Source organism: Streptomyces hydrogenans (genome assembly GCF_014656075.1).
In the GTDB taxonomy this organism is placed as follows: domain Bacteria; phylum Actinomycetota; class Actinomycetes; order Streptomycetales; family Streptomycetaceae; genus Streptomyces; species Streptomyces hydrogenans.
Map to the genome: position 1 here is coordinate 131,767 of NZ_BNBS01000007.1, position 13,223 is coordinate 144,989.

The following is a 13,223-nucleotide window of genomic DNA, read 5'->3' on the forward strand; positions in this document are numbered from 1 at the left end:
TACGCCCCCACCGTCCCCGCTCCCACCACCCCCGGTTCACCTTCGCGAATAGTGCTCCCGAACCAGCGCACCGCCCCCGAGCGGACCTCGCCCCAGCCGCAGGACCCGTCCCCGCCTCCGCCGCGGCGCCGCAAGCGCCGCTACCCCGTGATGGTGGCGACGGGCGTCGCGGCGCTCCTGCACGTCCTCTGGTTCTTCTACTTCGCGAACAGCGGTGGGGACCTCGCGGCGCAGGACGCCTGGGCCGAGTTCGTCGGACGGCACCCCGACTCCGCTTACAACCTCGCCTGGTACGGCGGCATGCACCCGGTCTCGTACAGCGTGGTCTCGCCGTACGTGATGTCGGTGCTCGGCGTCCGCTCGACGATGATGATCGCGGGCACGCTCTCCGCCGCCCTGACCGCGCTGATCCTGGTGCGGGTCCCGGCGGTCCGGAACCCCATGGCGTGCTCCCTCGCGGGCGTCTTCGCCTTCCTCTGCAACGCGCTGTCGGGCCGGGTGACCTTCGGGCTCGGCATGATGTTCGCGGTCGGCGCGGTCGCCGCCGTCTTCTGCTGGCCGCACCGCTGGCGCCGCAGGCGCTGGGCGAAGGCCGCCGTGGCGGCGCCGCTCGCCGGGCTCGCGACGGCGTGCAGCCCGGTCGCGGGCCTGTTCCTCGGCGTGGTGGCGGCGGCGCTCTTCCTCAACAAGCGGAGGCCGGGCGCGTACGCCATCGGCCTCGCCCCGGTCGCCGTCGTCGCGCTCTCCTCCTGGCTGTTCCCCTTCTCCGGCACGCAGCCGATGTCCTTCGCGTCGACGTCGCTGCCGCTGCTCTTCGGGATCCTCGTCCTGGTCCTCGTCCCGAGGGACTGGCGCACGGTCCGCACGGCCGCCGCCTGCTACACCTTCGGCACCTTCCTGACCTGGCTGATCGACTCCCAGATCGGGTCGAACATCTCGCGGCTGCCGATGCTCTTCGCGGGCGTGGCGCTGCTGGCGGCCCTGCCGTACACGCGCCCGCGCTCGGTCCGCTGGTACGCGCTGGTCGTCGCCTTCCTCGGCCTGAACTTCTGGATCGGCTTCAAGGGCGTCGACGACGTGATCCGCACCCGCCCGGACGCCTCCTGGGCCTTCGAGGTGGCGCCGCTGATCAACCAGCTCCAGGTGCGGGACGCCCGTAAGGCCCGCGTCGAGGTCGTCCCGGCCTCCAGCCACCGCGAGTCCTCGGCGCTCAGCCCGTACATCAACCTGGCGCGCGGCTGGAACCGCCAGGCCGACATGGAGCGCAACCCGCTCTTCTACGACGACACCCTCAACGCCGTGAACTACCGCGAGTGGCTCCACCGCTGGGCCGTCCGGTACGTCGTCCTGCCGACCGGCGCCCCCGACTCGGGCGCGGAGCGCGAGGCGGAGCTGGTCGACAAGGGCCTGCCGTACCTGAACCAGGTGTGGTCCGACGCGAACTGGCGGCTGTACGAGGTCGCCGGCGCCACCCCCCTCGCCGACGCCCCCGCCCAGGTCGAGCGTGCCGCCGAGAACGAGGTCGTCCTCCACCTCGACCGCCCGGCCCGGATCAAGATCCGCGTCCCCTACTCGCCCTGGCTCGCCCTGATGGACGAGAACGGCGGCAAGCTGGAGCCCCCGCAGGAGACGGAGGAGTCCAAGCTGGCCCGGGAGGAGTCCGAGACCGAGATCCCGAAGGTCTTCGCCAACGAGAACGGCTGCCTGGTGAAGGCGGAGCCGGACGAGGAGGGCGACGAGTGGACGGAACTGGTCGCCCCCAAGGCCGGTACGTACCGTCTGGCCGCCCCCTACAAGCTCTTCCCGCGCGGCACGGCCTGCCCGGAGGAACTGCGCTGACCCCCGGCGCGGTCACCCATAAGGAGGGTGAACGCGGCAGGGGGCTGCTCACCCCCGGGTACGGGCCCTAGGGTCGTCCCATGCGGCAGGAACCAACTGAATCGGGGCGGGCGGACGTGACGGACGCGGGAGACGCGGCGGACGCGGGGGACGTGGCGACGGAGACGAGGCCGGCCCCGGAAGAGCGGGAGACCCCGGCCCCGCCCCCCAGGCGCCGCCGCCGGCTCTCCCCCTGGGCGGAGTACCCCCTCCTGGCCGTCGTCGCCCTGGGCCTCGCCTTCCTGATCAAGACCTTCCTGCTCCAGGCGTTCCTGATCCCCTCGGGGTCCATGCAGAACACCCTCCAGGAGGACGACCGCGTCCTGGTCGACAAGCTCACCCCCTGGTTCGGCTCGGAACCCGACCGCGGCGAGGTGGTCGTCTTCCGCGACCCCGCCGACTGGCTCGCCGGCCACGAGATGAAGCCCCCCACCACCGTCCAGAAGGCCCTCGGCTTCGTGGGCCTGATGCCGGCGGCCGGCGAACAGCACCTGATCAAGCGCGTGATCGGCGTGGCGGGCGACACGATCGAGTGCCGGGGCACCGGCCCGCTGAAGCTCAACGGCACCCCCCTGGACGAGCCGTACGTCTACGCGGGCAACACCCCCTGCAGCAACGACGCGGGCGGCCAGTTCAAGGTCACCGTCCCCGCCGGCCACCTCTGGGTCATGGGCGACCACCGCCAGGCGTCCCAGGACTCCCGCTACCACCAGGACGACGGCCAGGGCGGCATGCTCCCCCTCACCGACGTCGTCGGCCGGGCGGTCGTCGTGGCCTGGCCCGTCCCCCACTGGTCCACCCTCCCGGTCCCGGACGCCTTCGACTCCCGGAACTGACGGCGACCGCGCCCCCCGCACAGAAGGACAACCCCATGGCCATCATCGTCACCTTCGACCTCCCCGGCGCGGGCCAGGACCTCTACGACACGGTCATCGACCGCGTCACCCAGGGCCAGGGCTTCACCCGCTTCGCGGACCTCCCCAACCCCGGCCTCCTCTCCCACGCGGCCGGCCCGGTCGACGGCGGCTTCCGCGTCACCGAGATCTGGGAGAGCGAGGAGGCCCTCGCCCACCACGCCCGGACCTTCGCCCCGGTCCTGGCCGCCCTCGGCCACACCGACCTGAAGCCCACGATCATCCCGGCCCACCACTACGTCACCCGCTGAGCCGCCCCACCCCGAAACCCAGAAGGACCCCGTCTCCGGCAATCCGGAGACGGGGTCCTTCTGATCTGGTGCCCCCGGCAGGATTCGAACCTGCGACACCCGCTTTAGGAGAGCGGTGCTCTATCCCCTGAGCTACGGAGGCGGGGCTTGGACAGCCTAGCGGATGGGGGGTTGGGGGGTGGGGTTGTGGGTGGGGGTCGGGGGTGCGTAGCTTCGGTGGGGTGGGTGAGAGGGGTGTGGGTGTGCTGACGGGCGAGGGGGCGCCGTTCGAGGTCGTGGACGGGGTGTACGTGCGGGGGCCTCGGACGTTGCGGGAGTTCGTCGAGGTGGTGTGGGGGTTCGGGGACCGGGTTTTTCTGGTGGGTGAGGGGGAGAGCGTCACCTACCGGGAGTTCTTCGACGCCGCCTGTGGGCTGGGGCGGCGGCTGGTGGGGGAGTACGGGCTGCGGCCGGGGGACCGGGTCGTGGTCGCGATGCGGAACCTGCCGGAGTGGCAGGTGGCGTTCTGGGGGGCTCAGCTGGCGGGGCTCGTCGTCGTGCCGCTGAACGCGTGGTGGAGCGAGGAGGAGTTCGCGTACGCGCTGGACGACTGCGCGCCGCGGATGCTGCTGGTGGACGGCGAGCGGGTCGGGCGGGTGCGGGAGTGGGCGCGGGCCGCCGGGGTGCCGGGGATCGTGTTCCGGGGTGAGGCCGAGGCCGGGTTCGTGGCGTACGAGGTGGACGACGATCCGCTGCTCGGGCCGCCCGACGTCGAGGTGGCGCCCGAGGACGACGCGACGATCTTCTACACGTCCGGGACGACCGGGCGGCCCAAGGGGGCCGTCGCCACGCATCTCGCGCAGGCCGGGGCCGCGGTGCACCCGCGGTACTTCGCCGCCGCCGCGGCGATCGCGCGGGGGGAGCGGCCGGGGGGCGGCGCGCCGGTGGTGTCCCTGACGACCTTTCCCTTCTTCCACGTCGCCGCCTTCACCTCGCTGTACGCCGTGATGGCGGCCGGGGGGACGCTCGTCATGATGCGGAAGTGGGACGCGGGGCGGGCCCTGGAGCTGATCCGGGAGCACGGCGTGACCCATTACGCGGGGGTGCCGACCACCGCGCTGCAGCTGCTCGCGCTCGCCCGGGAGGCGGGGGACGGGCTGGAGAGCCTCGTGCTGCTGAGCACGGGCGGGGCCGCCGCGCCGCCGGCGATCACCGGGGAGCTGGCGGCGGGGTACGGGGAGCGGATCGCGCCCCGGAACGGGTACGGGCTCACCGAGACCTGCGGCGGGGTGTTCGCCAACGTCGGTGCCGAGTACCGCGAGCATCCCGGGAGCGTGGGGCGGCCCTCGCCGGCCACCGAGGCGCGGATCGAGGCGCCGGGGGAGGACGGGGTCGGCGAGCTGTGGCTGCGGGGGCAGTCGCTCTTCCGGGGGTACTGGGGGGATCCGGAGGCGACCCGGGCCGTGTTCGCGCCCGGCGGGTGGTTCCGTACCGGTGATCTCGCCACGGTGGACGCCGGGGGGCGGGTCTCGATCGTCGACCGGCTCACCGACCTGGTGATCAGGGGCGGCGAGAACGTGTACTGCGTGGAGGTCGAGCAGGCGCTCCACGCGCACCCGGACGTGCTCGACGCGGCCGTCGTCGGGGTCCCGCACCCGCTGCTGGGCGAGGAGGTCGGGGCGGTCGTACGGCTCCGGGCGGGCTCCCCGGTGGGTGTGGAGGGGCTGCGGGCGCACGTCGCCGCGCGCCTCGCCGCCTTCAAGGTGCCCGCGCACGTCGTGCTCGTGCCGGACGCGGAGCTGCCCCGGAACCGGGCGGGGAAGCTGCTCAAGGGGGAGTTGCGGGAGCTGGTGGTGTCCGCCGTCGCCGGGCGGGAGCCGGGGGAGCCGGGCGAGCCGTAGGAGTCGCGGGGAGTCGGAGGGGTCGCGGGAGCCATGAGGGCCGGGGGAGGGGCCCGTCGTGCTCAGTCGCGGCTGACGCGGATGCGGAAGTTGCCGGCGGCGTCCTCGTCGACGACGCCTATGCGGATGCCGTTGGTGCGGTCGGTGAAGGTCTCGCCGGGGCGGAAGGGCGCGTCGGAGAGTTCCGCGTGGACGTTGGGGCGGCGGGTGCAGCCGCCGCTGGTGCGGTCGCTGTCGGCGACCGTCACCGGGCCGTGGCCGGTGTCCACGTCGGACTCGACGCGGTAGACGAGGACGCCCGGCTCGCAGACGGCCTCGTCGTTGCCCTCGCGGGTGCGGACCTCGACGGCGTATCCGGTGGTGTCGGAGAGCGGGACGAAGACCAGTTTGGGGCCGCCGGCGACGGCCAGCGGGGTGAGCAGGTGCTCGCTGGTGCCGGTGACGGAGGCGCAGCGGATCTGGTCGTTGTCGAGCCAGCCGAGCTTCCACTTGTGCCAGCCGAGCAGGTCGTTGTTGGCCCCCCAGTCCTCGGACATGATGTCCCAGTGGCCGACCGTGCCGCCGCCGTCGGCGGTGTAGAGGTCGGGCAGGCCGAAGACGTGGCCGTTCTCGTGCGGCAGGACGCGGTAGCCGGTCTGGGCGTAGGTGCCGGAGCCGTCGTCCTGGCGGCTGTAGACGAAGGACGTGTTGGCGAGCGGGACGCCGTCGGCGTAGGGGGCGTCGTCGTTGCCGGAGAAGGTCACGGACAGGACGGTGTCGAGGGCGGAGGGGCCGGCGTTCGGCGTGACCAGGACGTTGACCAGGTCGTAGGCGCTGAAGTCGACCTTCGGGTCGGCCGCCTTCACGATGTCCTCGACGAAGGAGCGGTAGCCCGGTTCGTACGGGGCGCCGCGCTCGATGCCGTACGAGGAGAACGGCCGCGGCATCCGCAGCCAGTCGGGTATCGGGGTCTCGGCGCGGTACTGGAGGCGGCCGTAGGAGCTGACGCGGAACCAGTCGGAGGTCTGCGGGAAGAACTCCCGGAAGCGGGACATGGCGGTGCCCTCGCCGCGGGCGTCGGGGAAGTCGACCATGAGCGTGAGGGCGCGGACGGCGCCGGTGGAGCGGGCGTACCCGGGGGCGGTCGGCAGCCCTTCCGACATCTGCACACCGAGGGTGGTGGCGATGCGGCACGGTCCGAGCCGGGTGGTGTCCGGCGCGGCGGCCACCGGGCCGGCCGAGGCCGGGGCGGGCCCGGGGAGCGTGGTGCTCGCGGAGGCGAGCACGGTGAGCAGAAGGGCCGCGGTCGCCGCGAGGGCGACCGGTCTGCGTATCCGCCGGCGGGTGTGCTGCATGCGGTCGCCTCTCCGGTCGGGGCCAGGTCAGCGGCGTGGTGCGCCGTGGGCTCAGCCTGTGCGGAGCGGCGCGGGGGCGCGCGCCGGGTGGACCGATCGTGGGTATCCCCGCACGGAGCGTAGAAAGTGATCCAGGTCACATCCGTAGTCGAAATAAGCGGGGATTGCTTCCCCGTTTAGAAGAGAGTTCGACGAAGTGGGGACTGTTTCCCCGGATGGCTCCGAACGGCTGAGAGGCCGGGGGCCCGACGGCTGAGGAGGTCGTGGCGTGATCCGCACCGACGGAGAAGCTCCCGCGGGCGACGGCGCGGCCGAGGCCGCGCCCGTGCGCCGCGTGCCCCGGCCGCGCGCCGACGCGCTCCGCAACCGCGAGCGGCTGGTGACGGCGGCCCGCGAGATGTTCGTGGAGTTCGGCTGCGCCGTGCCCTACGACGAGATCGCGCGCCGGGCCGGCGTCGGCAACGCCACGCTCTACCGGAACTTCCCCGAGCGCCCCGAGCTCGTCCACGAGGTCGTCCTCTCGATCCTCGCCCGGCTCACCGAGCGGGCCGAGCGGGCGGCGGCCGAGGAGGCGGACACCTTCGCCGCCGTCAGCCGCTTCGTCCACGCGGCGGCCGACGAGAGGGTCGGCGCGCTCTGCCCGATGCTCGACGGCACCTTCGACAAGGACCATCCCGACCTGGTCGTCGAGAGCGAGCGCCTGGAGGAGGCCGTCGAGGGCCTCGTCCGGCGGGCGCAGACGGCCGGCCGGCTCCGTGCCGACATCGGCGTCGGCGACCTCATGGTCGGCGTCTCCCAGCTGACCCGGCCGCTGCCGGGCACCGGCTGCGAGGACTTCGCCCCCTTCGTCCACCGGCATCTCCAGCTCTTCCTCGACGGCCTGGAGGCGCCCGCCCGCTCCACGCTGCCCGGCGCGGCGGCGACCCTGGAGGACCTGAGACGCGACGCGTGACGGGCGCCGGCCCGACCGCGGGGCGGGTGACGGGTTCCGGCCCGGTTCACCGGTGAAGGCCCCGGCCCGTGAAAGGCCCGGCCCGCCCGTGAAAGGCCCCGGCCCGCGAAAGGCCCCGGCCCGCGAAAGGCCCCGGCCCGCCAGTGAAAGGCCCCGGCGCGACCGGTCGCCCCTTCGGCGCCCCCGCTCCACCGAGCCCCCCGACTTCTTGAAACGTTCCCGAGAACGTCCCTTTTCTTCCCGTACGCACCAAGAGGTGGCTACTCCCATGCCCGAAACCGCCGAGACCTCCCGGTCGACGGCCGCCCTCCAGCCCGACCCCGGTCGCTGGAAGGCACTCGTCTTCATCGCCCTCGCCCAGCTGATGGTCGTGCTCGACGCGACCATCGTGAACATCGCCCTCCCCTCCGCCCAGCAGGACCTGGGCATTTCGGACGGCAACCGGCAGTGGGTCATCACGGCCTACGCCCTCGCCTTCGGCGGCCTGCTGCTCTTCGGCGGCCGGATCGCCGACCTCTGGGGCCGCAAGCGCACCTTCGTCGTCGGTCTGATCGGCTTCGCCGCCGCCTCCGCCCTCGGTGGCGCGGCCACCGGCGAGGCCATGATGCTCGGGGCCCGCGCGCTCCAGGGCGCCTTCGGCGCGCTGCTCGCGCCCGCCGCGCTGTCGCTGCTCGCGGTGACCTTCACCGACGCCAAGGAGCGCGCCAAGGCGTTCGGCATCTACGGCGCGATCGCCGGTGGTGGCGGCGCCGTGGGCCTGATCCTCGGCGGCTTCCTCACCGAGTACCTGAACTGGCGCTGGACCTTCTTCGTCAACATCCCGTTCGCGATCGTCGCCGCCGTCGGCGCGTACCTGGTGATCCGCGAGCCGGCCGGCGGCCGCAACCGCTCCGCGCTCGACATCCCCGGCGTGATCCTCTCCACCCTGGGTCTGGTCGCGCTCGTCTACGGCTTCACCCGCGCCGAGTCCGAGGGCTGGAGCGACGCCGGCACGATCGCCATGTTCGTGGGCTCGGTGGTGCTGCTCGGCGCCTTCGTGCTCGTCGAGGCGAAGGTGAAGAGCCCGCTGCTGCCGCTGCGCGTCCTCACCGACCGCAACCGCGGCGGCGTCTACCTCTCGCTCGGCCTCGCCGTCATCGCGATGTTCGGCCTCTTCCTCTTCCTGACGTACTACCTCCAGGTCGTGAAGGGCTACTCGCCGGTCATGACCGGCTTCGCGTTCCTGCCCATGATCGCGGGCATGATCATCGGCTCGACCCAGATCGGCACCCGGCTGATGACCCGGGTCCCGCCGCGGCTGCTCATGGCCCCCGGCTTCCTGACCGCCGCCGTCGGCATGCTGCTCCTGACGCAGCTGGAGGTCGGCACCTCGTACGCCGGGCTGATCCTGCCGGCGCAGCTGCTGCTCGGCCTCGGCATGGGCACCGCGTTCATGCCGGCCATGTCGCTGGCCACGCACGGCGTGGACCCGAAGGACGCCGGTGTGGCCTCCGCGATGGTCAACACCTCGCAGCAGGTCGGCGGCGCCATCGGTACGGCCCTGCTGAACACGATCGCCGCCTCCGCGACGACCGCGTACCTCACGGACCACGCCGCCGGCGCGACCACCCCGGCCGCCCAGAAGCTGCTCCAGCTCCAGGGCATGGTCGAGGGCTACACCGCCGCGATCTGGTGGGCGGTCGGCATCCTGGCCGTCGCCGCGGGCCTCGCGGCCGTGCTGATCACCACCGGGAAGCCGGACACCGGTGCGGTCGCCGGCTCCGGCGCGGGCGCCGAGGACGAGGTGAAGGTGCCGGTCATCGCGCACTGACCCTCCGGTGGCCCCACGCGCCCCCTGCCCCGGCTCCGCCGAGCGTCCCGCTCGCCGGGCCCGGGGCGGTTCCGCGTCGCGTCCCGCTCGCCGGGCCCGGGGCGGTTCCGCGTCGCGTCCCGCTCAGCGGAGCCAGGGCAGGTCCGCGTCCGGGCCCGCGGGCTCCAGGCCCTCGGCCATCACCCGCATGATCGTGCCGAGCTGCTCGACCTGTTCGGGGCTGAGCCGGTCGAACATCGCCTGGCGCACCGCCGCCACGTGCCCGGGCGCGGTGCGCCGCAGGACCTCCACGCCCTCGTCCGTGAGCTGGGCGAACTGGCCGCGCTTGTCGGAGGGGCAGTCCTCGCGCCGGACCCAGCCGTTCTTCTCCAGACGGGCGACGGCGTGCGAGAGCCGGGAGCGGGTGATCTTGGCGCTCTTCGCGAGCTCGGTCATCCGGAGCCGGCGGCGCGGGGCCTGGGAGAGCTGGACGAGCAGGCCGTAGTACACGTGCGGCATGCCCGCGTCCCGCTGCAACTGGCGGTCGAGGTGATCCTCCAGGAGCGTGGTGGCGTGGAGGTACGAGCGCCAGACGTGCTGTTCGCCGTCGCTGAGCCAGCGCGGTTCGGTCCTGTCTCCCATGACACCCATCGTACGACCCGTTCTTGAAAGTTGAACTATGTAGGTTTACGCTGCATGCATCAGCTTGAAGTTTCAAGCAATACCCGCGGGCAACACGCCGCGAGCAACGGAGGAGGAGTCGTCGCCATGGACGCCACGCAGGAACGGATGCCCGCGCTCTACCTGTCCCACGGCGCCCCGCCGCTGGCCGACGACCCGGTCTGGCCCGGCGAACTCGCCGCCTGGTCCGCCGGACTGCCCCGCCCCAAGGCGATCCTCATGGTCTCCGCCCACTGGGAGGAGGCCCCGCTCGCCCTCGGCACCACCGAGACCGCCCCCCTCGTCTACGACTTCTGGGGCTTCCCCGAGCACTACTACCGGGTCCGGTACGACGCCCCCGGCGCGCCCGCGCTCGCCGAGTCCGTCCGCAAGCTGCTCCGCTCGCCCGGCACCCCCGTGCAGGACATCCCCGACCGGGGCCTCGACCACGGCGCCTACGTGCCGCTCGTCGAGATGTACCCCGGCGCCGACATCCCCGTCCTCCAGATCTCCATGCCCACCCTCGACCCGCGCCGCCTCATGGACATCGGCCGCAGGCTCGCCCCGCTGCGCGACGAGGGCGTGCTGATCGTCGGCAGCGGCTTCTTCACCCACAACCTCGCCGCCCTCCGGCACACCGGCGGCGGCGTGCCGGGCTGGTCCGCCGAGTTCGACGCCTGGGGCCACGAGGCGCTCGCCGCCCAGGACGTGGACGCCCTGCTCGACTTCGAGCACAAGTCCCCGGCCGGCCGCCTCGCCCACCCCCGTACGGAGCACTTCGCGCCGCTCTTCGTCACCATGGGCGCGGCGGACGCGGCCGGCGACCTCGACGCCGAGCGGTCGGTGATCGACGGCTTCTGGATGGGGCTGGCGAAGCGGTCGGTGCAGTTCGGCTGAGCCTTCCGGCCCCCGGCCCCGCCGGTCCTCCGGCGCCCCCGGGCGTTCAGAGGACCGGCGGGTTCAGCTCCACCGAGCGGACGGCGGCGGCCAGCGCGACCGGGTCGCCGACGTCCAGCGCCGTGTCCGTGAACTTGATCGTGTGGTCGTCGCCGTGCGCCGCCGCCCGGGCGAAGACCTCCTCGGGGGCGAGGCCGGCCGGCGCGTACCCGGCGGCCTCCCTTGGCGTGTACGCGGCCGTCACCGCCGCCGAGGCCCGCCAGGCCGCCGCGAGGCTCGGCGCCCACAGGGCGCGGGGCGGCGGCGGCAGCGCCCGCAGGACCGCGTTCGGCGCCGTCGCCGCGTGCACCAGCATGATCGGCTCGCCGTGCCCGTGCGTCGCGTACCGGTGCGTCGCCGCCGTCACCAGCTCGCCGAGCAGCGCCCGGGCCGCGTCGGGGTCCGGCGCCTCGCCCCACACCGGGAACCCGGACAGCTGCGCGAGCCGCTCCCGGATCCCGCCCTCCTGGCGCGGCACCGCGGGTACGGCTCCGAGCGCGGCGGCCGCGTCCGGCGCGGCGGCCAGCGGCGCGAGCGGCGGCAGCGGCTGGTGGCGGGCCGCCCAGTACCCGCGCGCGTGCGCCAGCTCGGACCGCCGGGGCGCCGTCCCGCCGCCGGGCGCGAGCAGCGTCCGTACGGCGTGCCCGGTGCGGATCACCGGATGCGTGGCCCCGCCCGCGATGCCGGGCAGCAGCCGGGGCCACCACTCCGCGAGCACCTCCCGCCAGGGCCGGTCCGCCAGCTCCCGGGCGAAGTACCGGGTCCAGTCGGTGATCCGGGCCGGGTCGCCGAGCGCCTCGCGCCAGTTCGCGGCGGTGACCGGGGCGTACGGCGCGGGCGCCTCCTCCAGCTTCGGCGCGTACGCGTCCAGCCAGCGGTGCACGGCGGCCGCGTGACCGTGGCGGGCCAGCGCCTCCACGGCCATCGGCGCGTGATTGGTGAGCCAGCCGTTCCGCTCGGGACCGGTGGCGTGGAGCCGTTCGAGTGCCTCGTCGAGGATGCCGGTGGTGTCCATGAGGGGACGGTAGGGCGGGGGAGGGGCGGGCCGTAACGGGCGCGGGACCTACGCCGGGGGGCGGAGCGGACCTCGGCCGATGGTCGAGGGGGGCGTCGCGGGGCGGACTCTCGGGGTGGGTTCGTGGGGCGGACTCTCGGGGTGGGTTCGTGGGGCGGTCGGGCGATGTCCGCTGTGGACGTCCGCGGCCGATGTCCGCGGCCGATCTCCCCGGCGGGGCAACCTCCCGGGCGGCGGGCGACGTCCTGGTGGGTGAGGGACGGGACGGCGGAGATGTGACGGCCGTCTCACCGACAGCGTGGTCGGAGAAGGCTGGAAGACCGCTCCGTGGGCTCTGACCTGCGGATCCGTGGGGGGCACGGACCTACGGGCGGGGCCGGCGGCCGCGCAGGATACTGCATGATCGCGAAAATCCTGAGTCCCCTGGGAATTCTGTCCCGATTCCGGTCGTTGTTTCCGTCGGATGCAGGGCACCCGAAAAGGTGTCGCGACCTACTCAGCAAGGGAGCACGCATGGCAACCCGTGCCGTCGCCCGTCGTCAGTCCGCCGCCAAGAGCGGGGACGGCCGGGCAAGCAGCGTTCGCGTCGTGGGCGGGGAGATCGCCGACCGCGACCTGGTCGGCATGTACCTCGACGAGATCGCGCGCACCCCCCTGCTCGACGCCGCCAAGGAGGTCGAGCTCTCCCAGACCATCGAGGCGGGCGTCTACGCCCAGCAGATCCTCGACGGCGAGGTGGAGGACACCGAGGCGGGCGGGGCGAGCCGCGAGGAGCTGGAGGCGCTGGCCGCCGAGGGCGAGCGTGCCAAGGACCTCTTCATCAAGTCCAACCTGCGGCTCGTCGTGGCCGTGGCCCGGCGCTACCCGCGCAGCGGCCTGCCCCTGCTCGACCTGATCCAGGAGGGGAACGCGGGCCTGGTGCGCGCCGTCGAGAAGTTCGACTACGCGAAGGGCTTCAAGTTCTCCACGTACGCCACGTGGTGGATCCGCCAGGCCATCACCCGGTCCATCGCCGACCAGTCCCGCACCATCCGCCTCCCCGTCCACCTCGTGGAGGAACTGGGCCGGATCCGCCGCGTCCAGCGCGAGTTCAACCGCGAGCACGGGCGCGAGCCCGAGCCCGCCGAGGTCGCGGAGGAACTCGGCTCCACGCCCGAGCGGGTCACCGACGTCCTCGACTGGGCGCGCGACCCGGTCTCGCTCAACATGTCCGTCGACGACGAGGGCGAGACGCAGTTCGGCGACCTCCTGGAGGACACGTCGGCGATCTCGCCCGAGCAGTCCGTCCTCACGCTGCTGCGCAGCGAGGAGCTCGACGACCTCATCGACAAGCTCGACAACCGGACGGCGTCCATCATCCGGATGCGGTACGGCATCGAGGACGGGCGCGAGCGGACGCTGACGGAGGTCGGCAAGGAACACGGGCTCACGCGCGAGCGGATCCGCCAGATCGAGAAGCACGCGCTGCTGGAGCTGAAGAAGATGGCGCGGGACACGGGCTTCGACGCGGTGGCCTAGGGCGGCCGGCTGCGGGGCGGTCGGTGGCCGCGACCCAGCCCGGTGCGGGCCGCGGCCCTGCGCCCGCCGCCCCTGTGCGGGCCGCACCCCGCGGCC

Annotated in this window: 11 protein-coding genes and 1 tRNA gene; 8 read left to right on the forward strand and 4 right to left on the reverse strand. The window is 73.5% G+C overall.

Annotated features, from left to right (window positions below; all coding sequences use genetic code 11):
* Window positions 1-150 precede the first annotated feature (150 nt).
* From IE321_RS05700 to IE321_RS05710, 3 genes are all read left to right on the forward strand, one after another.
* Window positions 151-1,839, forward strand: a complete 1,689-nt coding sequence (locus IE321_RS05700) for a DUF8823 domain-containing protein (RefSeq protein WP_190222004.1) — start codon at window positions 151-153, stop codon at window positions 1,837-1,839.
* Window positions 1,840-1,919: 80 nt separating this feature from the next.
* A complete protein-coding gene (lepB, locus tag IE321_RS05705) occupies window positions 1,920-2,714 on the forward strand; it encodes a signal peptidase I (RefSeq protein WP_107063340.1) in 795 nt (264 codons plus the stop codon).
* A 35-nt stretch (window positions 2,715-2,749) separates the two neighbouring features.
* On the forward strand, window positions 2,750-3,043 hold the full coding sequence (locus IE321_RS05710) for a hypothetical protein (RefSeq protein WP_190221990.1): 294 nt from the start codon (window positions 2,750-2,752) through the stop codon (window positions 3,041-3,043).
* Window positions 3,044-3,109: 66 nt separating this feature from the next.
* On the opposite strand, the gene IE321_RS05715 is transcribed toward IE321_RS05710, so the two are convergent.
* A tRNA-Arg gene (locus IE321_RS05715) sits at window positions 3,110-3,185 on the reverse strand.
* Window positions 3,186-3,264: 79 nt separating this feature from the next.
* Here IE321_RS05715 and IE321_RS05720 point away from each other — a divergent pair.
* A complete protein-coding gene (locus IE321_RS05720; protein WP_372470251.1) occupies window positions 3,265-4,923 on the forward strand; it encodes a class I adenylate-forming enzyme family protein in 1,659 nt (552 codons plus the stop codon).
* 62 nt (window positions 4,924-4,985) lie between these two features.
* On the opposite strand, the gene IE321_RS05725 is transcribed toward IE321_RS05720, so the two are convergent.
* Window positions 4,986-6,257 (reverse strand): M6 family metalloprotease domain-containing protein, encoded by a 1,272-nt coding sequence (locus tag IE321_RS05725; RefSeq protein WP_043228702.1) that lies wholly within the window; start codon window positions 6,255-6,257, stop codon window positions 4,986-4,988.
* Between the two features lie 271 nt (window positions 6,258-6,528).
* Here IE321_RS05725 and IE321_RS05730 point away from each other — a divergent pair, with 271 nt between their 5' ends.
* Together IE321_RS05730 and IE321_RS05735 are read left to right on the forward strand one after the other, a co-directional pair.
* Window positions 6,529-7,209: a TetR/AcrR family transcriptional regulator gene (locus IE321_RS05730; RefSeq protein ID WP_051842589.1), complete on the forward strand. Its 681-nt coding sequence runs from the start codon at window positions 6,529-6,531 to the stop codon at window positions 7,207-7,209.
* Between the two features lie 268 nt (window positions 7,210-7,477).
* Complete coding sequence (locus IE321_RS05735) at window positions 7,478-9,019, forward strand: MFS transporter (RefSeq protein ID WP_190221992.1); 1,542 nt, start codon at window positions 7,478-7,480, stop codon at window positions 9,017-9,019.
* Between the two features lie 123 nt (window positions 9,020-9,142).
* Here the strand turns inward: IE321_RS05735 and IE321_RS05740 are convergent, their stop codons facing one another.
* Complete coding sequence (locus IE321_RS05740; protein WP_043228698.1) at window positions 9,143-9,649, reverse strand: MarR family winged helix-turn-helix transcriptional regulator; 507 nt, start codon at window positions 9,647-9,649, stop codon at window positions 9,143-9,145.
* Window positions 9,650-9,766: 117 nt separating this feature from the next.
* Here IE321_RS05740 and IE321_RS05745 point away from each other — a divergent pair, with 117 nt between their 5' ends.
* Window positions 9,767-10,555, forward strand: a complete 789-nt coding sequence (locus IE321_RS05745; protein WP_190221993.1) for a dioxygenase family protein — start codon at window positions 9,767-9,769, stop codon at window positions 10,553-10,555.
* Between the two features lie 46 nt (window positions 10,556-10,601).
* On the opposite strand, the gene IE321_RS05750 is transcribed toward IE321_RS05745, so the two are convergent.
* Window positions 10,602-11,609, reverse strand: a complete 1,008-nt coding sequence (locus tag IE321_RS05750) for a questin oxidase family protein (RefSeq protein ID WP_190221994.1) — start codon at window positions 11,607-11,609, stop codon at window positions 10,602-10,604.
* A 513-nt stretch (window positions 11,610-12,122) separates the two neighbouring features.
* On the opposite strand from IE321_RS05750, the gene IE321_RS05755 reads away from it, so the two are divergent.
* The gene (locus IE321_RS05755; RefSeq protein WP_190221995.1) at window positions 12,123-13,127 is read left to right on the forward strand and encodes a sigma-70 family RNA polymerase sigma factor; all 1,005 of its coding nucleotides are present in this window, start codon (window positions 12,123-12,125) and stop codon (window positions 13,125-13,127) included.
* Window positions 13,128-13,223: the final 96 nt, after the last annotated feature.